This window comes from Bradyrhizobium sp. IC4059, assembly GCF_020193615.1.
In the GTDB taxonomy this organism is placed as follows: domain Bacteria; phylum Pseudomonadota; class Alphaproteobacteria; order Rhizobiales; family Xanthobacteraceae; genus Bradyrhizobium; species Bradyrhizobium yuanmingense.
The window spans coordinates 142,123-164,097 of record NZ_JADYVH010000010.1 but is presented as its reverse complement, the minus strand read 5'-3'; the positions used below and the strand labels follow the sequence as shown (position 1 = coordinate 164,097).

Here is a 21,975-nt window from a genome sequence, read left to right as displayed (position 1 = left end):
TATTGACTACGCCACGGCCAGTTTCTGCAAGTCCACCAGACGCGCAATGCCCTTCTGCGCCAGGGCGATCAGCTTCAGGAACTCGTCCTGCGTGAACGGCTCGCGTTCCGCGGTGCCCTGCACCTCGATGATGCGGCCATCGCCGGTCATGACGAAATTGGCGTCGGTCTCGGCTTCCGAATCCTCGGCATAGTCGAGATCGAGCACCGGCGTGCCGTTGTAGATGCCGCAGGAGATCGCGGCGACGTTGTTGCGCATCACGTTGGCCTTCACCATGTTGCGCGCCTTCATCCAGTTGAGACAATCGGCAAGCGCGACCCAGGCGCCAGTGATCGAGGCCGTGCGCGTGCCGCCGTCGGCCTGGAGCACGTCGCAATCGACCGTGATCTGGCGCTCGCCAAGAGCTTCGAGATCGACGATGGTGCGAAGCGAGCGGCCGATCAGGCGCTGGATCTCGACGGTGCGGCCGCTCTGCTTGCCGGCGGAGGCCTCGCGGCGGGTGCGTTCGGAGGTCGCGCGCGGCAGCATGCCGTATTCGGCGGTGACCCAGCCGCGGCCCTGCCCCTTCAGCCACGGCGGCAGGCGATCCTCCAGTGTGGCGGTGACCAGCACATGGGTGTCGCCGAATTTAACGAGGCACGAGCCTTCCGCATATTTGACCACGCCGCGCTCCAGCGTCACGGGGCGCAATTCGTCGGGCGCACGGCGGCTTGGCCGCATGGGAAATCTCCAAAACTCACGGGAATAGGCTGTTCGCGGTGCTTGTAGGTGGGGCGGGGGTGGGCGGCAAGGGCTTATTCACCCCCTGACCGTCGGCCTGCAAACGCCACGCTTGTCAGACGCGGCCCGGATGGACAAATTATAAGGATCCGAGAGGAGTTACCGTCTGTGGCCCATCACGATCCGATCCATCTGATCGCGCCGCGCGCAGGCCTTGCCCAGCTCAACGAGCGTTCCCGCGACATCTTTCGTCAAATTGTCGAAAGCTATCTCGCGACCGGTGAGCCGGTCGGCTCGCGCAACATTTCCCGCCTGATTGCGATGCCGCTGTCGCCGGCATCTGTGCGCAACGTCATGGCCGATCTGGAACAGCTCGGCCTGATCTATGCCCCGCACACCTCCGCCGGCCGGCTGCCGACGGAACTGGGCCTGCGCTTCTTCGTCGATGCCCTGATGCAGGTCGGCGACCTCAACGAGGCCGAGCGGCAGGCGATCCAGAGCCAGCTCTCGTCCGTCGGCGAGGCGCAATCGGTCGAGGCGGCGCTGGACCAGGCCTTGATGCGGCTCTCCGGCCTGACCCGGGCCGCCGCCGTCGTGCTGACGCCGAAATCCAATGCGCGGCTGAAGCACATCGAATTCGTCCGCCTGGAACCGGAAAAAGCGCTGGTGATCCTGGTCGGCGAAGACGGCCAGGTTGAAAACCGCGTGTTGACGCTGCCGCCCGGAGTTCCCTCTTCGGCGCTGACAGAGGCCGGCAATTTCCTCAATGCGCGGATCCGCGGCCGGACCTTGGCCGAAGCGCGGCTCGAGCTCGAGACCGCACTCGGCGAGGCCCGTGCCGAGCTCGATCAGCTGACACAGAAAGTGATCTCGGCCGGCATTGCCAGCTGGTCCGGCGGCGAGAGCGAGGACCGTCAGCTCATCGTCCGCGGCCACGCCAATCTGCTCGAAGATCTGCACGCGCTGGAGGATCTGGAGCGGGTTCGCCTGTTGTTCGACGACCTCGAGACCAAGCGCGGCGTGATCGATCTGCTCGGCCGGGCCGAGACCGCCGAAGGCGTGCGCATCTTCATCGGCAGTGAGAACAAGCTGTTCTCGCTGTCGGGGTCCTCCACCATCATCTCGCCCTATCGGGATGCCGCCGGCCACATCGTCGGCGTTCTCGGCGTGATCGGCCCGACGCGGCTGAATTATGCCCGCGTGATCCCGACCGTGGACTACGCCGCCCGCATCGTCAGCCGCCTGTTGGGGGGCTGACCGGCCTTTCCGCCGATCACGGGCGCTTGATTTTCGCGGGCTTAAGCACGATATCCGGGCCAACATCCCTGAAACGAGTTCGAGATCAGAGCCGATGACCGAGCAAGACCGGCAACCCCAAGACACGACTGCAGCGACCGGCGAGCCCGTGGTGTCGAAACCCTACATCATGCCCGACGATCCCGAGCCGGGTTCGGTCGAAACCCTGCAAAAGGAAGCGGCTGAAGCGCGCGACCGCATGCTGCGGACGCTGGCCGAGATGGAGAATTTGCGCAAGCGCACCGCAAAGGAAGTCGCCGACGCCCGCCTCTACGGCATCACCGGCTTCGCGCGCGACGTGCTCGACATCGCCGACAATCTCCAGCGCGCACTCGATGCCGTTCCGGCGGAGGCGCGTGCTGCGGCCGATCCTGGCCTGGTCTCGTTGATCGAGGGCGTCGAGCTCACGGAGCGCGCGCTGCTCAACGCGCTGGAAAAACACGGCGTGAAGAAGCTCGATCCTCAGGGCCAGAAGTTCGACCCGAACTTCCACCAGGCAATGTACGAAGTGCCTGACGCGTCGGTGCCGTCGGGCACCGTGGTGCAGATCATGCAGGCCGGCTACACCATCGGTGACCGCGTGCTGCGCCCGGCGCTGGTCGGCGTCGCCAAGGGCGGCGCGAAGACTGCGCCCGCGGCGAACAACAACGAATCGAGCAGCGCGGCGAACTGAGTGTTGGCGTCATTCCGGGGCTCGACGAAGTCGAGAACCCGGAATCCATTGAACAGCAGAGACAACCGCACAATGGATTCTCAGGTGCGCAAATTGCGCACCATAGCTCGCGCTGAAGCGCGCCCCGGAATGACGGAAGGATAGCGCGCCGCCTACGCGCTCACCGCGATATCCGCAGACTGAATCCGCTTCACGCCCGCCTTGGCCATGTCGGCCCAGGCCTTGGCGAGCGAGCCCTGCGTGTCGATGCCGCGGCAGGCGTCTTCCACCACATAGACCTCGAAGCCCGCCTTGCGCCCGTCGAGCGCGGTCCAGGCGACGCAGAAGTCTGTCGCAAGACCAGCGACGAAGACGCGCTTGATCTTGCGGCCCCTCAGGTAGCCGGCGAGGCCGGTCGAGGTCTTGCCGTCGGCCTCGAGGAAGGCCGAATAGCTGTCGACGTTCTTGTGAAATCCCTTGCGGATGATGAGCTCGGCGTGCGGGATCGACAGGTCCTTCGACAGCGCCGCGCCCTCGGTGCCCTGCACGCAATGGTCCGGCCACAGCACCTGCTTGCCATAGGGCAGGTCGACCGTTTCGAACGGCTTCTTGCCGGAATGAACCGACGCAAACGAAACGTGGCCCGGCGTGTGCCAGTCCTGCGTCAGCACCACATTCGCAAATGCCTTCGAGATCTTGTTGATGACCGGCACCACCTGCTCGCCTTCCTTCACCGCGAGGCTCCCGCCGGGCAGGAAGCAGTTCTGCACGTCGATCACGAGCAGCGCGGACGCTTCGTCCGGCTTGATCGGTGCGGCCGCGAACAGCGCGCTTGGCGCGAGCGTCGCCAGCGCCGTCGTTCCAAGCATTGCCAAGACCTGTCGCCGAACCAGCATGTCTACCTCCCCTCCAGGATGATCCAACGGGAGGAAGCCTAGTTCCGTTCGTATACGAACAGAAGCCTGAAAATGAAGCGGGTTCTGTCCAGCGCGTGGGCTGACAAAGCCCATAGCGCCGTCATCCCGGGCGCGCAAAGCGCGAACCCGGGATCCATAAACACAGGGAGAAGTTGGGCGAAGGTTCTTCGTGAAACTGCGACCAACCACGATTAGCGCCGGCTTCGCCCTACCCCTTCGGCTGAATCCCGTCGCGTACGGTGCGGAAGCGGGTGAAGGCGGCTTGCCATTGGTCGCGCGGGGCGCTGGCGATGATGCGCAATGATGCGCCGCCGCTCGAGAAGCGGATCCACTGCACCACCGTCACTGGGACCTTGTCCTTGCCGCTGACGCCGTCGATCCGGGTCTCGAAGCCTTGCTGGCCGTTGATGCGGATCGGCTCGGACATGGTGATGCGCGACTCGCGCACGCCGGGAATCTGGAGCGCCGCCTCCCGGGCGAAGCGGGCGCGGTCGTCGGCGGCTTGCGGGGTGGCGCCGATCAGGCCGAGGATCATGAACGGCCTCGCCTCGTAGCCCACGCTCTCATCGCCGTCGGCCAGGATGATGCTCGAGCCCGGTGCCAGGGTCTTGATGTCCTTGAAGTCGGCGAGATCGGTGATCTTGAACGGCAGCAGCGCGATCTGCTCCTCGGCCGAGACCTGCCTGCGGGTGGTGGCGCTCGCGAACATCTGTCGCACCGCCTCGTCCGTGTAGATCTTGGTCGCATTCTCCGGGATCTGTACCGCGACATAGCCGGAGAAGCCGGCGCCGGGCACGATCATCGAATACCGCTTCACCGGGGTATCGCCGGCCTTGCCGCTTTCGGTGGTGAAATAGGCAAGGCCAGCGGGGGTCTCGACCTTGTCCTGCTTGACGCCGCCGGTCCCGCCGGGATTGGAATTGAAGGCGCTCACGACCTCGCCATAGGCGGCCGGCGGCAGCTCGGTGACCAGCACCTTGACGTTGCCGTCCTCGCTCTCGAAGCCCGGAAAGGTCTTGGCCGTGCTGAGGCCGATCAGCGGCACCATGCCGAGACGCAAGCCGGGTGGGAAAACGACGTCGGCGGCGAAGGCCGGAAGCGCTGTTACGGCGAGGAGGGCGAGCGCGGCGAGGGGGCGGGTCAGCTTCATGGCCACTCTGATTGGTTCACATTGAGGCCGTTCGATGGTCGGCCACCGGGCCGCTTTGTCGCGCGAAGCAGCTGCGCCGGCTGTGCGGTCGGTCCGCCTTTTAGCCGGTTTGGCCTCGCCGCAACAGGGCGGGCGGGCTTGCGGGTGCGGGGGCTTGCCGACGCCCGGACCTGTTAATAATTCCTCACCCGCAAGGGCGGTTGAGCCCGGATATCACCTTCCAAAACCCGATGTTTTAGCGGCAGAAACCTAGCTTCGGTCCTTGCGGGCCCCTCCCCCCCTCCTATATGAGCCTCAATCATCGCAATATCGCGGATGTTTGATCTTAGGGGGTTTCGGTTCGGGTGCCTCTTGGGCCCAGCCAACCTGCCGCAAAAAGAAGGATATCAGGACCATGGGAAAGGTCATTGGGATCGACCTCGGCACCACGAATTCGTGCGTCGCCGTGATGGATGGCAAGAACGCCAAAGTCATCGAGAATTCCGAAGGCATGCGCACGACGCCTTCGATCGTCGCCGTCACGGATGACGGTGAGCGCCTCGTCGGCCAGCCGGCCAAGCGCCAGGCCGTCACCAATCCCGAGCGCACCTTCTTCGCAGTGAAGCGCCTCATCGGCCGCCGCTACGACGACCCGATGGTCGAGAAGGACAAGAAGCTCGTTCCCTACAAGATCGTGAAGGCTTCCAACGGCGACGCCTGGGTCGAGGCCGACGGCCAGACCTACTCGCCCTCGCAGGTCTCGGCTTTCATCCTGCAGAAGATGAAGGAGACCGCGGAAGCCCATCTCGGCCAGAAGGTCGAGCAGGCCGTCATCACCGTTCCTGCCTACTTCAACGACGCCCAGCGCCAGGCGACCAAGGACGCCGGCAAGATCGCGGGCCTCGAAGTGCTGCGCATCATCAACGAGCCGACCGCGGCCGCGCTCGCCTATGGCCTCGACAAGACCAAGGCCGGCACCATCGCGGTATATGACCTCGGCGGCGGTACGTTCGATATCTCCATTCTCGAAATCGGCGACGGCGTGTTCGAGGTGAAGTCGACCAACGGCGACACCTTCCTCGGCGGTGAAGATTTCGACATGCGCCTCGTCGGTTATCTCGCCGACGAGTTCCAGAAGGAGCAGGGCATCAACCTGCGCAACGACAAGCTCGCGCTGCAGCGCCTGAAGGAAGCCGCTGAAAAGGCCAAGATCGAGCTGTCCTCGACGACGCAGACCGAGATCAACCTGCCCTTCATCACCGCGGACCAGACCGGCCCGAAGCATCTGACGATGAAGCTCACCCGCGCCAAGTTCGAGGCGCTGGTCGACGACCTCATCCAGAAGACCGTCGAGCCCTGCCGCAAGGCGCTGAAGGACGCCGGCGTCACCGCCGGTGAGATCGGCGAGGTCGTGCTGGTCGGCGGCATGTCGCGCATGCCGAAGGTCCAGGAAGTCGTGAAGCAGCTGTTCGGCAAGGAGCCGCACAAGGGTGTCAACCCGGACGAAGTCGTGGCGATCGGCGCTGCGATCCAGGCCGGCGTGCTCCAGGGCGACGTCAAGGACGTGCTGCTGCTCGACGTCACCCCGCTGTCGCTGGGTATCGAGACGCTGGGCGGCGTGTTCACCCGCATCATCGACCGCAACACCACGATCCCGACCAAGAAGAGCCAGGTGTTCTCGACGGCTGAGGACAACCAGAATGCCGTCACCATCCGCGTCTTCCAGGGCGAGCGTGAAATGGCGGCCGACAACAAGATGCTTGGTCAGTTCGACCTGATGGGCATTCCGCCGGCGCCCCGCGGCATGCCGCAGATCGAGGTGACCTTCGACATCGACGCCAACGGCATCGTCAACGTCTCGGCCAAGGACAAGGCCACGGGCAAGGAGCAGCAGATCCGCATCCAGGCCTCCGGCGGTCTGTCGGAAGCCGACATCGAGAAGATGGTCAAGGACGCCGAGGCCAATGCCGAGGCCGACAAGAAGCGCCGCGAGGCCGTCACCGCCAAGAACGAGGCGGATGGCCTGGTGCATTCGACCGAGAAGGCTTTGGCCGAGCACGGCTCGAAGGTTGCCGAGAGCGAGCGCCGCGCCATCGAGGATGCCGTCAGCGACCTCAAGGAAGCGCTGAAGGGCGACGATGCCGAGGCGATCAAGGCCAAGACCCAGACGCTGGCGCAGGCTTCGATGAAGCTCGGCGAGGCCATGTACAAGCAGCAGGCCGAGGCCGACGCCAAGAAGGATGCGGCCAAGGACGACGTCGTCGACGCGGAATTCACCGAGGTCGACGACGACAAGAACAACAAGAAGTCCGCTTAAGCCCCGAGAGGGTGACGATGCGGACGGCTTGGACCCCACACACGCTACCGGCCTCCTCCCTCGCGGGGGAGGCCGTCGTGTCGGGACGGACGGGCCAGGACTCCTTTCAAGGCTCCTTCAAAGTCGGCCCCGTTACGATCGATCAATTCCCAGCCGTTATTCTCAGCGCTGCCAGGCTGCCCTCTGCTGCAAGGTCGAAGGGCGCTCATTCCGCCGCATGTCAGCGTTGTTCCGCGCCAACTTGAATCGCGATTGGATAGACCGAGCCCATCATGTCCACGTCCACCAAGCGCTGCTATTACGAGACCCTCGAAGTCGAACGCGACGCCGACGAAGGCAAGCTGAAATCGTCGTTCCGCAAGCTGGCGATGAAATTCCATCCCGACCGCAACCCCGGGGATGAGACCAGCGAAGTCAAGTTCAAGGAAATCAATGAGGCTTACGAGGTCCTGAAGGACAAGGACAAGCGCGCCGCCTATGATCGTTACGGCCACGCCGCGTTCGAGCAGGGCGGTGGCTTCGGCGGTGGCGCCGGCTTCGGCGCGGGCTTCGCCTCTTCTTTCTCCGACATCTTCGAGGATCTGTTCGGCATGGCCGGACAGCGCGGCCGCGGCGGCCGCGAGCGCGGCGCCGATCTGCGCTACAATATGGAAATCACCCTCGAGGAAGCCTTTGGAGGCAAGACCGCGCAGATCGAGATTCCTGTCTCGGTCACCTGCGAGGCCTGCTCGGGCATCGGTGCCAAGGCCGGCACCAAGCCGAAGACCTGCTCGACCTGCGGCGGCGCCGGCCGCGTGCGGCAGTCGCAGGGCTTCTTCACGCTGGAGCGGACCTGCCCGGGCTGTCAGGGCCGCGGTCAGATGATCGAGGACGCCTGCCCATCCTGCGCGGGACAAGGGCGGGTGACCCGCGAGCGGACGCTCTCGGTCAACATTCCGCAAGGTGTCGAGGACGGCACACGGATCAGGCTCGCCGGCGAGGGCGAGGCTGGCGTGCGCGGCGGACCGCCCGGCGACCTCTACATTTTCCTGTCGCTGGCCCAGCACCAGTTCTTCCAGCGTGACGGCGCGGATCTGCATTGCCGCGTGCCGATCTCGATGGTGACCGCCGCGCTCGGCGGCGAATTCGAGGTGCCGACCATCGAGAAGGGCAAGACCAAGGTGAAGGTGCCCGCCGGCACCCAGTCGGGCCGTCGTTTCCGCATTGCATCAAAGGGTATGCCGGTGCTGCGGTCGCGCCAGATGGGCGACATGTACGTTCAGGTCATGGTCGAGACCCCGCAGAACCTGACCAAAAAGCAGCAGGAATTGCTGGCCGAGTTCGAGAAGCTCTCCTCCGGCAACACCCAGCCGGAAGCCGAGGGTTTCTTCGCCAAGGTCAAGGATTTCTTCGGCAATCGGGCGAACTGACGCGTCTTGACCGTATCGCCTCCGGCCTATACGTCTTTATGACCATTTTCTGACACGCCGCGGTCCTGCGGTTCCGTCCGGTCCCGACATGCCATTGCCATCGTCCGCGCGTGCGTTGAAGAAGCCTCGTCTCGATGACGAGGTGCGCTTTCTCAGGTCGTGGATCGAAAAGCCCTTGCACATGGGCGCGGTGATGCCGTCCGGCAAGCTGCTGGCGCGGACCATGGCTCATTATGTCGATCCCGATTCCGACGCACCGGTGGTCGAGCTCGGACCCGGCACCGGCGCCATCACGTCCGCGCTGATCGAGCGCGGGGTCGACCAGAAACGTCTCGTTCTCGTCGAATACAATCCCGGCTTCTGCGCGCTGCTGCGCGACCGCTACCCGCAAGCCAAGGTGGTGCAGGGCGATGCCTACCGCCTGCGCGACACGCTCTGGAACGTCTTGAGCGCGCCGGCCAGCGCGGTCGTGTCCGGCCTGCCGCTCGTCACCAAACCGATGCTGACGCGGCTGCGGCTCATCCGCGATGCCTTCACCGCGCTCGCGCCCGGTGCGCCCTTCATCCAGTTCACCTATGCGGTGGTGCCGCCGATCCCGAAATCGCTATCCGGCGTGTCCACAGAGGCCTCGGAACGGATCTGGATGAACCTTCCGCCGGCCCGCGTCTGGGTGTATCGCAAGCATTAAATCCGCCGGCTCCTCTTTGCGCGGCGGGCTCGTTTCGCCGAATGCATGAGATTGGATGCCAGCCCCCAAGATCCTGATCATTCCCGGCTCGCTGCGCACCGGCTCGCACAATGCGAAGCTGGCGGCTGTGGCTGCTTACGAATTCGTCCAGGCCGGCGTCGACGTCACCCGCATCTCGCTCGCCGATTTTCCGCTGCCGATCTATGACGGCGATCTCCAGGCCAAATCGGGCGTGCCCAAGCACGCGATCAATCTGAAGCGCATGATCGGCGCGCATCACGGTGTCCTCATCGTCTCGCCCGAATACAACGCCTCGGTGCCGCCGCTCCTGAAGAACGCGATCGACTGGGTCAGCCGCGTGCACGAGCTGCACGAGGCGCGCGGAGAGGTGTTCCGCAACCGGGTCTTCGCGCTTGCCGGCGCGTCCCAGAGCCGGTTAGGTGCCGCCCGCGCGCTGCAGGCGCTGCGGCTGATCCTCTCCGCCTGCCACGCCAACGTGATTGCCAGCCAGCTCACGCTCGCCTTTGCCGACCAGGCCTATGACGATAGGGACAGGCTGAAGAACGAGGGCGATATCGCCGCGCTGAAGGAGCTGGTGACGCAGTTGATCGACGTTTCCCAACGCATGATGTGAGGTGACATGACGCCAGCCGAGATCGCCCCGAAGGACCGCCTGATCGTTGCGCTCGATCTGCCGAGCGTTGATGCCGCGGAGGCGATGATCGCGAAGCTCGGCGACAGCGTCACGTTCTACAAGATCGGCTATCAACTCGCTTATGCCGGCGGCCTGCCGCTGATCGGCAAGCTCGCTGATGCGGGCAAGAAGGTGTTCGCCGATCTCAAGATGCACGACATCGGCAACACCGTGACGCGCGGCGTGGAGAGCGTCGCCAAGCTGGGCGCGACCTTCGTCACCGTGCACGCCTATCCGCAGACCATGAAGGGCGCCGTCGAAGGCCGCGGCAGCGCCAGCCTGAAGATCCTCGCCGTGACGGTGCTGACGTCCTACGACGACGACGATTTGCATGCGGCCGGTTATCGGCTCAGCGTGTCGGAGTTGGTCGAGGCGCGTGCGCAGCAGGCGCAGGTGCTCGGTGTCGATGGCCTCGTGTCCTCGCCGGAGGAGGTGGGTAGCCTGCGCAAGATCGTCGGCCACCAGATGAGCCTCGTCACCCCCGGCATTCGTCCGGCGGGCGCCGCCAGCGGCGACCAGAAGCGCATCATGACGCCTAGCCGTGCGATCGCCGCCGGCGCGGATTATCTGGTCGTCGGGCGCCCGGTTGTGGAAGCCGCCGATCCCAAGGCCGTCGCGGACACCATCCACGCCGAGATCGCGCAAGCTCTCGGGTAATCCATCAACAACAGGGAGAAGAACAATGGCAAAAGGCTACTGGATCGGGCGTGTCGACGTCAGCAATGACGAGGGCTATAAGCCCTACGCCATCGCCAACGGCCCGATCTTCAAGAAATGGGGCGGCCGCTTCGTCGTCCGCGCCGGCAAGTTCACCGCCGTCGAAGGCGCCAGCCGCAACCGCAACGTCGTGATCGAATTCCCTGACTACGAGACCGCGCTCGCCTGCTACAACTCGCCGGAATACCAGGCCAACATCAAGGTGCGCCAGCCGCACTCGATCGCCGACCTCATCGTCATCGAAGGCTACGACGGCCCGCAGCCGCAGGACGGCTGAGGCTCGATCCCGTCTTACCCTCCCTGGAGGGGCCTGGAGGGGAAGGGTCGATCGCGCGCAGCGCGAGCGGGGCGGGGTGATCTCTCCACCGGGCACTGTTCGTCGCGGAGAGACCGTCACCCCACCCCGTCACGCAATTTCGCTTTGCTCGATCGCGTGCCGACCCACGGGCGAGCTACGCTCGTCCCGGACCCCTCCAGGGAAAAAGTAAGAGCGCCTGCGCCCCCCGATCGCCCCTCGGTTGCCGGAACTGCCTCCCCCCGCTACAACGGCCTCGAAGAGGATCACACCATGTCCGACATGCGCTTGATTGTTGCGGGAGCCGGCGGCCGGATGGGCCGGGCGCTGGTGCGGGCGATTGCTGAAAGCGAGGGCGCCGTGCTGGCCGGCGCGCTGGAGGCGCCGGGCTCCCAGCTGCTCGGCAAGGATGCCGGCGTGATCGCCGGCCTGCCCGCCAACGGCATCAAGCTCTCCGCCGATCTCTGGGCGATGTGCAAGGAGGCCGACGGCATCCTCGATTTCACAGTGCCTGCGGCGACCATCGCCAATGTCGCGATCGCCGCCGAACGCGGCCTCGTGCACGTCATCGGCACGACCGGCCTGTCCGGCTCGGACAATGCCGTGATCAAGAGCGTCACCAATCGCGCCGTGGTGGTGCAGTCGGGCAATATGAGTCTCGGCGTCAATCTGCTCGCCGCCGTGGTCAAGCGCGTTGCCAAGGCGCTCGACCAGAGTTTTGATATCGAGATCGTCGAGACCCATCACCGCATGAAGGTCGATGCACCCTCGGGCACCGCGCTGATGCTGGGGCAGGCCGCAGCGAGCGGCCGCGGCGTCACCCTCGATGACCATTCCGAGCGTGGCCGGGACGGCATCACCGGCGCGCGCCGGCCGGGCAATATCGGCTTCGCCTCCTTGCGCGGCGGCACCGTGGCCGGCGACCACAGCGTCACCTTCCTCGGCCCGTTCGAGCGCCTGACGCTGTCGCATCAGGCCGAGGACCGCATGCTGTTCGCCCATGGTGCGCTCAAGGCGGCGCTGTGGGCGCACGGCAAGAAGCCGGGGCACTACACCATGGCCGACGTGCTCGGCCTCGACGATATCTGATCCAATCAAGCAACGGAAAGCAGTCAATGAGCGAACGCCTTCTCGTGCTCGTGCGCCACGGCCAGAGCGAATGGAATCTGAAGAACCTGTTCACGGGCTGGAAGGACCCTGACCTCACCGAACTCGGCGTGAAGGAAGCCAAAGAAGCCGGCCGCAAGCTGAAGGCACAGGGCTTGGTGTTCGACGTCGCCTACACCTCGGTGCTGACGCGCGCGCAGCACACGCTCGATCTCATCCTCGCTGAGCTCGGCCAGGAGGGTCTGCCGACTTCGAAGGACCTCGCGCTCAACGAGCGCGACTACGGTGATCTCTCCGGTCTCAACAAGGACGACGCCCGCAAGAAATGGGGCGAGGAGCAGGTGCTGATCTGGCGCCGCTCCTACGACGTGCCGCCGCCCGGCGGCGAAAGCCTGAAGGACACGCTCGCGCGCGCGTTGCCGTACTACGTGCAGGAGATCCTGCCCGGTGTGCTCAACGGCAAGCGCACGCTGGTTGCCGCCCACGGCAACTCGCTGCGCGCGCTGATCATGGTGCTGGAGAAGCTCTCGCCCGAAGGCATTTTGAAGCGCGAGCTCGCCACCGGCGTGCCGATCATCTACCGCCTCAACGCGGATTCGACCGTGGCCTCGAAGCTGGATCTGGCGGGGTAGACTTTGCCGCAAGCGCGGTGCCGTAGGGTGGGTTAGACGGCGACTGCGCAAAGCGCAGTCGCTGGCGTAACCCACCACTTCTGTTCTGCGGAAACCAGAGAGGTGGGTTACGCTGCGCTAACCCACCCTACGAAATCCTACTGCATCTTGCCTACTGCAGCCCAAGCTGCCCGGCCTCCCAGCCCAGCATCGCCTGCTTGCGGGTGATGCCCCAATGATAGCCGGTGAGCGTGCCGCTCTTGCCGAGTGCGCGGTGGCAGGGCACGACGAACGAGACCGGGTTCTTGCCGACCGCAGCACCGACGGCGCGCGAAGCCTTGGGATTCCTGATGTTGCAGGCGATGTCGGAATAGGACACTGCGCGGCCCATCGGAATCTTCAAGAGCGTCTCCCACACCCGCACTTCGAAATCGGTGCCGATCAGCACCACGCGCAGCGGCTGGTCCGGCCGCCACAATTTTGGATCGAAGATGCGCGCCGCGAGCGGCGCGGTGCCTTCATGATCTTCCACATAGGTGGCGTTCGGCCAGCGCCGCGTCATGTCGGCGAGCGCGATCTTCTCCTCGCCGTGATCGGCGAAGGCGAGGCCCGACAGGCCGCGGTCGGTGGCGATCACGATCGCTGTGCCGAACGGCGAGGAATGGAAGCCGTAGCGCAGGGTGAGGCCGGCACCGCCGTTCTTCCATTCGCCCGGCGACATCGCTTCATGGGTGACGAAGAGGTCGTGCAGCCGGCCCGGCCCGGACAGGCCGGAGTCGAGCGCCGCGTCAAGGATGCTGGCGGAATCCCTGAGCAGGTTCTTGGCGTGGTCGAGGGTGAGTGCCTGCATGAAAGCCTTCGGCGTGATCGAAGCCCAGCGGCGGAACAGATGGTGCAGCTCATCCGGCGTGACGCCAGCGGCATCCGCCATCGCCTCGATGGTCGGTTGCGCGCGCCAGTTCGCCGAGATGAAGGCGATCGCCCGCCGCACCGAATCATAGTCGCGCAACGCGGCGTTCTGGGTGCCCGGCCTGGCCAGGCGCTGGTCATGTATCGCAAGGGTCATCATGACCGGAAATGTAGGGGAGGGACTGGCGCGAAACCACCCGATTTCCGACTGTGCTCAGGTCGCCGGATGATAGGTCGGGCCACGCCGCGCGGCGTTGAGAGCCCCCACCAAGGCATTGTAAAAGCTGGCCTTTTCTGCCGGCCCGAGAAAGCCCGCGATAAGCAGGCGGCGGCCGCGGGAGATCAGATAAAGGTGCTCGATGCCGTATTCCTCATCGACCTCCTGGTCGAGCCGGACCCAGAGCGGATTGAAGGTCCATTCGGCAACCTGGCCACGATGGCTGACGCGTCGCACCCGCAATTCCGACGGCGTCACCACGATTTCCTCGCTGGCCCGTGCGGCGCGAAAATTGACCTTGAAGGCCCACCAGATCACGAGCACGTCGAGACCGAAGAAGCCGAGCACCGGCCAGGCGCCCATCATCAGGAAAGCAAGGCCCGTGACGAAGCCGACGGCGCTCAGGAACAGCATCACGGCGAGAAAGCCGGTGCGGTTCAGCGAGCGGTGCGGCGTCAGCAGCGCGGAGAAGATCTGAGGCTCGTCCTCGCTCTCGGATCGCGCCCGCGCAATTTCGTTGCCTGTGCTCATCATCGTCCATCAGTATATCCCGATCATGGCGAAAATCACCCGCAAGCCGGTCCCGCGCAAAGCGGCGGTGCCGAAGAAAACGGCAAGACCGGTCGCGACCAAGCCGAAAGCGCCCGCGAAGAAATCACTTAAAGCCACAAGACCGTGGACGCCGGCCGAGGTCCACGAGGTCTTCAGCCGTTTCCGCAAGGCCAATCCGGAGCCCAAGGGCGAGCTCGAGCACGTCAACCCGTTCACGCTGCTGGTCGCGGTGGTGCTGTCGGCACAGGCGACCGATGCCGGCGTCAACAAGGCGACGCGTGCGCTGTTCGACGTTGCCGACACCCCGCAGAAGATGCTCGATCTCGGTGAGGAGCGCTTGCGCGACTACATCAAGACGATCGGACTCTACCGCACCAAGGCCAGGAACGTGATCGCGCTGTCGGCCAAGCTGCTCAATGAATTCGGCGGCGAGGTGCCGCGCACGCGCACGGAGATCGAGTCATTGCCCGGCGCAGGTCGCAAGACCGCCAACGTCGTGCTCAACATGGCCTTCGGCGAGCACACCATGGCGGTCGACACCCATGTCTTCCGCGTCGGCAACCGCACGGGCCTAGCGCCCGGCAAGACGCCGCTGGAGGTCGAGCTTGGCCTGGAAAAGGTGATCCCGGCCGAGTTCATGCTGCACGCGCATCATTGGCTGATCCTGCACGGCCGTTATACGTGCCTCGCGCGCAAGCCACGCTGCGAGGTCTGCCTGATCAACGATCTCTGTCGCTGGCCGGAGAAGACGGTGTGAGGCAGCGCCGCCCCGGGCCGCTATGGCACCTGCCGCGCCGGCTCGATCAGCTCGGGCCGCGGGCCTGACAGGCGCTTGTGCATGTGGACCATGAAGGCCATGCCGAAGATCGGCGTCGCCAGATTGACGATCGGGATCGAGACGAAGGCGGCGATGAACAGGCCGGCGGTGAAGACGGTCGCGGCATTGTCGCGCCGCATCGCCTTGGCTTCCTCCGGCGGGCGGAAGCGCATCGCGGCGAGCTCGAAATATTCGCGGCCCAGCAGCCAGGCGGCGGCGAGGAAGAAGATCAGGAAACCGGCGCCGGCGAACAGCACCAGCGGCAGAGCGGCGAGATAGACCAGGATGGCCACGAGCGCGGTCTTGATGCCCTCGAGCATCGCCCGGCTGAACGGCAGTGCCGCGCCCGGCCGCTCGGCCGGATAATGCTCGCGCTCGACGATGTCGGCGACGTCGTCGACGAACAGGCTCGCCACCAGCGAGGTGATCGCCGGCATCAGGAAGATGCCGCCGAACACGACGCCGAGACCCGTCGCGATCGAGACGATCCAGGAGAGAACCTCGATCGAAGAATGCCAGCCCGGCCCGAGCAGGCCTTCCAGCCAGACCTCGCCGGAGGTCGCAAACCAGCTGAGCAGCCGCTGCAAGCCGATCGCCAGCACGGTGATCAGCACCAGCGCGAGCCCGATCGACCGCCACAGGATCGAGCGCATCGGCGGCGAGATCAATTGCGACAGCGCCTTGATGGCGGCATCCAGCATGGGGGACCCTCTGAAATAAACACCTCGCGAGAGGTAGACACCCAATGCGGCTTCGGCAAGGGCGGGGGCAGCCCTCGGCCGCGGACGCGGCGCGAGCTCTTGCTCACCCTCCCCTGGAGGGGGAGGGTAAGATCCAGCCTAATCGTGCCTATGCCCATGCTTGCGCGTCTTCGCCGGCTTGCCATCCCCGGTCGGGATCATCACCACGCGGCCGTAGCGCACGCCGCGTTCGGCGATGATGTGGTCGGCGAAATGTCTGACCTCGGAGGCTGCGCCGCGCAGCGCCGTCATCTCCATGCAATTGTTGTCGTCGAGGTGAACATGCAGCGTCGCCAGCGCGAGGTCGTGGTGGCCGTGGAATTCCTGCACCAGCCGTTTCGACAGATCGCGCGCCGCGTGGTCATAGACGTAGACGAGGCCGGCGACGCATTGGCCAGTTTGCGCGGTGTCCTCGGCGCTCTGCTGCAGGCCGGCGCGCGCGAGGTCGCGGATGATCTCGGAGCGGTTCTGGTAACCGCGCGCTTCGGCCGCGGCGTCGATCTCCGCCAGGAGATCGTCCTCGATCGTGATGGTAATCCGCTGCATCAGATGCTCCCGCTTATGTCCTCTGAACCGTAGCCCGGATGGAGCGAAGCGCAATCCGGGACGGTGCAATATGCGGCAGGACCCCCGGATTTCGCTTACGCTCCATCCGGGCTACACAGCGTCCTTACAGCCGCGTCGCACGCAGCCGCAGCGCGTTGCCAACGACGCTGACCGAGGACAGCGCCATCGCCGCCGCGGCGATGATCGGGGAGAGCAGCAGACCGAACGCCGGATAGAGAACGCCGGCGGCGATCGGAATCCCGGCGGCGTTGTAGATGAAGGCGAAGAACAGGTTCTGCCGGATGTTGCTCATCGTCGCCTGCGACAGTTTTCGCGCGCGGACGATGCCGACGAGGTCGCCCTTGAGCAGCGTCACGCCGGCGCTCTCCATCGCAACATCGGTGCCGGTGCCCATGGCGATGCCGACCTCGGCCGCCGCCAGCGCCGGCGCGTCGTTGACGCCGTCGCCGGCCATGGCGACGCTGCGGCCTGCCTTCTGCAGCTTGGTCACCACCGCGCTCTTCTGGTCCGGCAGCACTTCGGCCTCGACCTCGGCGATGCCGAGCCGGCGCGCAACGGCCTCCGCCGTGGTGCGGTTGTCGCCGGTCAGCATGATCACCTTGATGCCTTCCGCCGCGAGCGCTTTCAGCGCCTCCGGCGTCGAGACCTTGACCGGATCAGCGATCGCAAACAGGCCGGCAAGCCGGCCGTCGACGGCCATGTTGATCACGGTGGCGCCGTCACCGCGCAGCCGTTCGGCTTCGGCGTCGAGCGAATGGGTATCGACGCCGATCGACGACAGATATCTGGCATTGCCTAGCACGATGGTCTTGCCGTCGACCTTGCCGGTCGCGCCCTTGCCCGTCGGCGAGTCGAACTGCTCGACCTGGCCGAGGGTGAGCTGCTTTTCCTTGGCCGCGCGCACGATGGCGTCGGCCAGCGGATGCTCGCTGGCGCGCTCGACGGTGGCCGCCAGCCGGAGGATGCCTTCTTCCACGAAGCCGGACGCCGGCGCGATCGTCACCACCTTCGGCTTGCCTTCGGTCAGCGTGCCTGTTTTGTCGACCACCAGCGTGTCGATCTTCTCCATCCGCTCCAGCGCTTCGGCGTTCTTGATCAGCACGCCGCCTTGCGCGCCGCGGCCGACGCCGACCATGATCGACATCGGCGTCGCGAGGCCGAGCGCGCAGGGACATGCGATGATCAGCACGCTGACAGCGGCGACCAGGCCGAAGGCCAGCCGCGGCTCCGGTCCGAACCAGGCCCAGGCACCGAAGGCGGCGAGGGCAACGACGATCACGGCCGGCACGAACCAGCCGGAGACCTGGTCGGCCAGGCGCTGGATCGGGGCGCGCGAGCGCTGCGCATCCGCGACCATTTGCACGATCTGCGATAGCAGCGTCTCGCGCCCGACCTTGTCGGCGCGCATGATGAAGCTGCCGGACTGGTTCAGCGTGCCGGCGATGACTTTTGCGCCAGCCTCCTTGGAGACCGGCATGGATTCGCCCGTCACCAGCGATTCATCGAGCGACGAGCGGCCTTCGAGGATGATGCCGTCGACCGGCACCTTCTCGCCGGGACGGACGCGCAGGCGATCGCCGGCGTGCAGCGTGTCGATCTCGACCTCGTGCTCGCTGCCGTCGGCGTCGACGCGGCGCGCGGTTTTCGGCGCGAGCTGCAGCAGCGCCTTGATCGCGCCCGAGGTCGCATCGCGGGCGCGCAGCTCCAGCACCTGGCCGAGCAGCACCAGGACGGTGATGACGGCGGCCGCCTCGAAATAGACTGCGACCGCGCCCTCATGGCCGCGGAAGGTGGCGGGGAAGATCTGCGGCGTGACCGTGCCGAGCACGCTGTAGACATAGGCAACGCCCGTACCCATCGCGATCAGCGTGAACATGTTGAGATTGCGCGTCAGCAGCGATTGCCAGCCGCGAACGAAGAACGGCCAGCCGGCCCACAGCACCACGGGCGTTGCAAAGACGAGCTGGATCCAATTCGACACGGTCGGATCGATCCAGCTGTGGGGGCCCGCGAGGTGGCCGCCCATCTCCAGCGCGATCGGCGGCAGCGACAGCACGCCGCCGATCCAGAACCGTCGCGTCATGTCGGCGAGCTCGGGATTGGGGCCGGTCTCAAGGCTTGCGACCTCAGGCTCCAGCGCCATGCCGCAGATCGGGCACGTGCCCGGACCGACTTGGCGGATCTGCGGGTGCATCGGACAGGTGTAGATCGTGCCCGCGGGCATCTCCGGTTCGGGCGCCTTGTCCTTGGCAAGATACTTGGCGGGATCGGCGGCGAACTTGGTGCGGCAGCCGGACGAGCAGAAATGGAAGGTCTCGCCGTGATGTGTGATGCGATGCTTCGAGGTCGCGGGATCGACCATCATGCCGCAGACGGGATCTTTGACCTTGGTTGCGGCGTCGCCGTGATGATGGTCGTGGCCGGCATGATCGCCGTGGCCGCCGCAGCACGAGGTAGCCTCGGGCTTCGCCGCCGGCGCTGCAGCTTTCGTGGAACAGCCGCATCCGGAATGCGTTCCCGCGCTGTGACGATGCTCGTGCTCGTTGTTGTTCATTGCCATGTTCCGGCCTTTGCGCTTGGTCTTGAAACCTATACCCGGTAGGGGTATATAGACCCCATGCGCAAGGACATCAAGGCATCCGTCGGAAAACGTCTCGGCCGAATCGAGGGCCAGGTTCGTGGCCTCTCGAGAATGGTAGAGGAAGACCGCTACTGCATCGACATCGTGACGCAAATCGCGGCGGTGCGCGCCGCGCTGCGCCGGGTCGAGGAAGAGGTTTTGAAGGATCACGTCGCCCATTGCGTCGAGCACGCCATCGCGAGCGGCGACAAGGCCGACCAGCGCGCCAAGATCGCGGAGCTGATGGCGGTGATCGGACGGGCGGATCGGTAGCGCGCGCTCTCTCCACCGCCGTTGCTTCGCTGCGCTCGTGGCGAAGTCTCGTAGGGTGGGCAAAGCGGAGCGTGCCCACCGTCGGTCAGTGATCGCGCCCGAACGTGGGCACGGCGCTTCGCGCCTTTGCCCACCCTACGAGACCGTGCGAACCTAAGCCGTCTTCTCCCGCGCCCGCGCGCGATACATCGCGAGCTCGCTCAGCTGCACGAAATGCTCGGAGAAAGCCACACTGGCTCGCGCAGGCGGCGCGCTCACTTCTTGAGCCGGAATTTCACCCGACGTCGCTTCGTCAGCCGCTTCAGGAGCGAGCGGCGGCGCCACGAGCGCTTCTGGAAACACACTGAATGAGCCCGCCACCTCCTCGAGCGGCTTCTGCTTGTCGGCCCAGTGCAAGGCGGTGTAGTCGAACCCGTGCACGATGGTGGGTTTGACGACTTCGAAATAGGGCGAGATGTCGAAGTCGCGGGGCATGTAGAGCGAGGAATCGCGGATGTGCAGTATCTCGCGCCGTGCGGCGCGGCTGCCGGCCTTGGTGATCTTCGGCAGGATCGGGTAGCGCACGGCGTCGAAGGCCTGCGCGATCAGCGCCGAGCAGATGATCTTGGTCGGGTCGCCCGAGCCGATCGCGATCATGCGTCGGCGCCAGCGCTGCGGTATCGGCAGCGGGAACAGATAGCGCATGAGGTCGACGATGTTCTTGGTGTCGTAGCCGAAGCCGATGCGGTTGATCGCATAGCGGCACACCGTGGTGCGATCCTCATAGGACAGCCCGACCGGGCGGCAGACGCGGGTGTGATAGGGGAAATATTTCGACAGCGGCGCCGAGGTGACGCCCTCGCCGATATTGGCCTCGATCAGAACATGCGGCTCGCCATTGGACTCCTCTGCCCCATCGATCGGACCGACATAGAGCGCGGCGTGCGACCAGGTCGACTGCGTCAAGTATTTGATGATGCCGGAGATGCGGTTGTTGCCCTCGACCAGCAGCACGTCGCCGGGCTCGATGATGCCGCGCAGATGCTCGGGGTCGCTCGGCGTGAACGGCTCATAGCCCGGCACCTCCTTTGAGAGGTACGCGGCAATCACCTTGCCGACAGAATCCAGGACCGTCCCCATCTCAACCCCCCACGGCCTTTTCCGGCCGTCTTTTTCCCTTCTCTATCATGGTCGAAACGTGTTGCAATTCGGTTCATCACTCTGTGAGATCAAGCATGGTTGATTCACCATCCTGGTTGCTGCGCAACATCGGATACGGCAAGGTTCGCGGGCTGTTCACGTTCGCCGCAAGTCCCCGGAAACCATGACATGACAATCACGCGCCGCGGCTTTCTTTCGGCGTCGGCGGCCCTTGCGGCGATGCCGGTGCTGCGCGCATCCGCCGCGCCCCTGCCGCGCGAGGCTGACATCGTCGTGATCGGCGCGGGGGCGGCGGGAATTGCCGCGGCGCGGCGTATCTTGGCAACGGGCCGCAAGGTCATCGTAGTGGAAGCGGCCGCGCAAGTCGGCGGCCGCTGCATCACCGACAGCACGACCTTCGACACGCCGTTCGACCGCGGCGCGCGCTGGATGTACAATCCGGACACCAACCCGATGATCCGGCTGGCGCGCAGTGCCGGGCTGGACGTGCTGCCGGCGCCCTCGGGCCAGAAAATGCGCATCGGCCGCCGCAATGCCCGCGCGGGCGAGACCGAGCAGTTCCTGGCCGCCCTAGTGCGCGCCAACCGCGCCATCGACGAGGCCGGGCGGGGCAAGCTCGACACCTCCTGCGCATCGGTGATGCCGAAGGATCTCGGCGACTGGGCCGGCGCGGCCGAGTTCATGCTGGGCGCGAGCTTTGCCGGCAAGGACCTGAAGGAGCTCTCCGCGATCGACAAGGGACGCGCGCAGGACCGCAACGCGGCGATCGCCTGCCGGCAGGGTTTGGGCACACTGATCGCTAGGCTCGCCGAGCAGGCGCCGGTGGCGCTGTCGACGCCGGCGAGCCGCATCGCCTGGAGCAATCGCGACGTCAGCATCGAGACGCAAGCCGGCAAGATCGCGGCGCGCGCCGCCATCGTCACGGTCTCGACCAATGTGCTGACATCGGGCGCGATCAAGTTCGCGCCCGACATTCCCAAGCGGACGCTGGATGCGGCATCGAAGCTCAGCCTCGGTAGCTACGATCGCATCGTGCTGCAGCTGCCGGGCAATCCGCTCGGCCTGTCGCGCGACGATATCCTGATCGAGCAGAGCAATTCGACCCGCACGGCGCTGATGTTAGCCAATATCGGCGGCTCCTCGCTGTGCTCGATCGATGTCGGCGGCTCGTTCGGCCGCGATCTCGCCGAGCAGGGCGAGAAGGCGATGGTGGCTTTCGCCAGGGAATGGATCACGAAGCTGTTCGGCAGCGAGGCCGCTTCCGTGGTGCAGAAGACCAGCGCCACGCGCTGGAACGCCTCGCCTTACGTCATGGGCGCGATGTCGGCAGCCTCGCCGGGCGGCCAGCTGTCGCGAAGGACCCTGGCCGAGCCGATCGGCAATGTGTTCCTCGCCGGCGAAGCCACGCACGAGACGCTCTGGGGCACCGTCGACGGCGCCTGGGAAAGCGGCGAACGCGCCGCCGATGCAGCCCTGCGCAAGATCGGCGCGCTGAAGGACGAGCCGGCCGACGTGCCGACCCAGTCGACGAAGAAGCGGCGCGTGCCGAAGCAGTAAGACGATCAAGCCGCGATAAATTCCACTGTCG

General features: G+C 65.6%; 22 protein-coding genes. 13 read left to right on the top strand and 9 right to left on the bottom strand.

Annotation, left to right across the window (positions count from 1 at the left end):
* Positions 1-6: 6 nt before the first annotated feature.
* Positions 7-720 (bottom strand): ribonuclease PH, encoded by a 714-nt coding sequence (gene rph, locus I6F12_RS27925; RefSeq protein WP_225157688.1) that lies wholly within the window; start codon positions 718-720, stop codon positions 7-9.
* 168 nt (positions 721-888) lie between these two features.
* On the opposite strand from rph, the gene hrcA reads away from it, so the two are divergent.
* Both hrcA and grpE read left to right on the top strand, forming a co-directional pair.
* Positions 889-1,977: a heat-inducible transcriptional repressor HrcA gene (hrcA, locus tag I6F12_RS27920; protein WP_036003234.1), complete on the top strand. Its 1,089-nt coding sequence runs from the start codon at positions 889-891 to the stop codon at positions 1,975-1,977.
* Positions 1,978-2,071: 94 nt separating this feature from the next.
* Complete coding sequence (gene grpE / locus I6F12_RS27915) at positions 2,072-2,689, top strand: nucleotide exchange factor GrpE (protein WP_036003237.1); 618 nt, start codon at positions 2,072-2,074, stop codon at positions 2,687-2,689.
* A 152-nt stretch (positions 2,690-2,841) separates the two neighbouring features.
* On the opposite strand, the gene pncA is transcribed toward grpE, so the two are convergent.
* Positions 2,842-3,564 carry a bifunctional nicotinamidase/pyrazinamidase gene (gene pncA / locus I6F12_RS27910; RefSeq protein WP_036003240.1) on the bottom strand — a complete coding sequence of 241 codons (723 nt, stop codon included), beginning with the start codon at positions 3,562-3,564 and terminating at the stop codon, positions 2,842-2,844.
* A 229-nt stretch (positions 3,565-3,793) separates the two neighbouring features.
* A complete protein-coding gene (locus I6F12_RS27905; RefSeq protein ID WP_225157687.1) occupies positions 3,794-4,735 on the bottom strand; it encodes a hypothetical protein in 942 nt (313 codons plus the stop codon).
* Positions 4,736-5,129: 394 nt separating this feature from the next.
* Between I6F12_RS27905 and dnaK the strand changes: the two genes are divergently transcribed.
* The 8 genes from dnaK (at position 5,130) to I6F12_RS27865 (ending at position 12,573) form a co-directional block, all read left to right on the top strand.
* Complete coding sequence (gene dnaK / locus I6F12_RS27900) at positions 5,130-7,031, top strand: molecular chaperone DnaK (protein ID WP_036003245.1); 1,902 nt, start codon at positions 5,130-5,132, stop codon at positions 7,029-7,031.
* Between the two features lie 272 nt (positions 7,032-7,303).
* A complete protein-coding gene (dnaJ, locus tag I6F12_RS27895) occupies positions 7,304-8,440 on the top strand; it encodes a molecular chaperone DnaJ (RefSeq protein ID WP_036003248.1) in 1,137 nt (378 codons plus the stop codon).
* Between the two features lie 88 nt (positions 8,441-8,528).
* The gene (locus I6F12_RS27890; protein WP_036003251.1) at positions 8,529-9,128 is read left to right on the top strand and encodes an rRNA adenine N-6-methyltransferase family protein; all 600 of its coding nucleotides are present in this window, start codon (positions 8,529-8,531) and stop codon (positions 9,126-9,128) included.
* A 55-nt stretch (positions 9,129-9,183) separates the two neighbouring features.
* A complete protein-coding gene (locus tag I6F12_RS27885) occupies positions 9,184-9,762 on the top strand; it encodes an NAD(P)H-dependent oxidoreductase (protein WP_036024345.1) in 579 nt (192 codons plus the stop codon).
* Between the two features lie 6 nt (positions 9,763-9,768).
* Positions 9,769-10,479, top strand: a complete 711-nt coding sequence (gene pyrF, locus I6F12_RS27880) for an orotidine-5'-phosphate decarboxylase (protein ID WP_036024347.1) — start codon at positions 9,769-9,771, stop codon at positions 10,477-10,479.
* Between the two features lie 25 nt (positions 10,480-10,504).
* Entirely contained in the window at positions 10,505-10,816 is a 312-nt protein-coding gene (locus I6F12_RS27875; protein WP_036003256.1) for a DUF1330 domain-containing protein, read from the top strand.
* Positions 10,817-11,107: 291 nt separating this feature from the next.
* Positions 11,108-11,923 carry a 4-hydroxy-tetrahydrodipicolinate reductase gene (dapB, locus tag I6F12_RS27870; protein WP_225157686.1) on the top strand — a complete coding sequence of 272 codons (816 nt, stop codon included), beginning with the start codon at positions 11,108-11,110 and terminating at the stop codon, positions 11,921-11,923.
* Positions 11,924-11,949: 26 nt separating this feature from the next.
* Positions 11,950-12,573: a 2,3-bisphosphoglycerate-dependent phosphoglycerate mutase gene (locus tag I6F12_RS27865; protein ID WP_036003261.1), complete on the top strand. Its 624-nt coding sequence runs from the start codon at positions 11,950-11,952 to the stop codon at positions 12,571-12,573.
* Positions 12,574-12,724: 151 nt separating this feature from the next.
* On the opposite strand, the gene I6F12_RS27860 is transcribed toward I6F12_RS27865, so the two are convergent.
* Entirely contained in the window at positions 12,725-13,621 is an 897-nt protein-coding gene (locus tag I6F12_RS27860; protein WP_036024351.1) for a bifunctional helix-turn-helix domain-containing protein/methylated-DNA--[protein]-cysteine S-methyltransferase, read from the bottom strand.
* A 54-nt stretch (positions 13,622-13,675) separates the two neighbouring features.
* Positions 13,676-14,209 carry a DUF2244 domain-containing protein gene (locus tag I6F12_RS27855; RefSeq protein ID WP_225157753.1) on the bottom strand — a complete coding sequence of 178 codons (534 nt, stop codon included), beginning with the start codon at positions 14,207-14,209 and terminating at the stop codon, positions 13,676-13,678.
* Between the two features lie 25 nt (positions 14,210-14,234).
* Here I6F12_RS27855 and nth point away from each other — a divergent pair, with 25 nt between their 5' ends.
* Positions 14,235-14,987, top strand: coding sequence for an endonuclease III (gene nth, locus I6F12_RS27850; RefSeq protein WP_225157685.1), 753 nt, complete (start codon positions 14,235-14,237; stop codon positions 14,985-14,987).
* 20 nt (positions 14,988-15,007) lie between these two features.
* On the opposite strand, the gene I6F12_RS27845 is transcribed toward nth, so the two are convergent.
* The 3 genes from I6F12_RS27845 to I6F12_RS27835 all read right to left on the bottom strand — a co-directional run bounded on the left by I6F12_RS27845 (position 15,008) and on the right by I6F12_RS27835 (position 18,908).
* A complete protein-coding gene (locus I6F12_RS27845) occupies positions 15,008-15,748 on the bottom strand; it encodes a sulfate transporter family protein (protein WP_225157684.1) in 741 nt (246 codons plus the stop codon).
* Between the two features lie 138 nt (positions 15,749-15,886).
* Positions 15,887-16,333 carry a nickel-responsive transcriptional regulator NikR gene (nikR, locus tag I6F12_RS27840; protein WP_225157683.1) on the bottom strand — a complete coding sequence of 149 codons (447 nt, stop codon included), beginning with the start codon at positions 16,331-16,333 and terminating at the stop codon, positions 15,887-15,889.
* A gap of 124 nt (positions 16,334-16,457) precedes the next feature.
* Entirely contained in the window at positions 16,458-18,908 is a 2,451-nt protein-coding gene (locus tag I6F12_RS27835) for a heavy metal translocating P-type ATPase (RefSeq protein ID WP_225157682.1), read from the bottom strand.
* Positions 18,909-18,971: 63 nt separating this feature from the next.
* Between I6F12_RS27835 and I6F12_RS27830 the strand changes: the two genes are divergently transcribed.
* Positions 18,972-19,247, top strand: coding sequence for a metal-sensitive transcriptional regulator (locus I6F12_RS27830; protein WP_036003300.1), 276 nt, complete (start codon positions 18,972-18,974; stop codon positions 19,245-19,247).
* A gap of 153 nt (positions 19,248-19,400) precedes the next feature.
* Here I6F12_RS27830 and I6F12_RS27825 read toward each other — a convergent pair whose 3' ends face one another.
* Positions 19,401-20,366 (bottom strand): YiiX/YebB-like N1pC/P60 family cysteine hydrolase, encoded by a 966-nt coding sequence (locus tag I6F12_RS27825; RefSeq protein ID WP_074447580.1) that lies wholly within the window; start codon positions 20,364-20,366, stop codon positions 19,401-19,403.
* A 189-nt stretch (positions 20,367-20,555) separates the two neighbouring features.
* Here I6F12_RS27825 and I6F12_RS27820 point away from each other — a divergent pair, with 189 nt between their 5' ends.
* Positions 20,556-21,944 carry an NAD(P)/FAD-dependent oxidoreductase gene (locus I6F12_RS27820; RefSeq protein WP_225157681.1) on the top strand — a complete coding sequence of 463 codons (1,389 nt, stop codon included), beginning with the start codon at positions 20,556-20,558 and terminating at the stop codon, positions 21,942-21,944.
* Positions 21,945-21,975 lie beyond the last annotated feature (31 nt).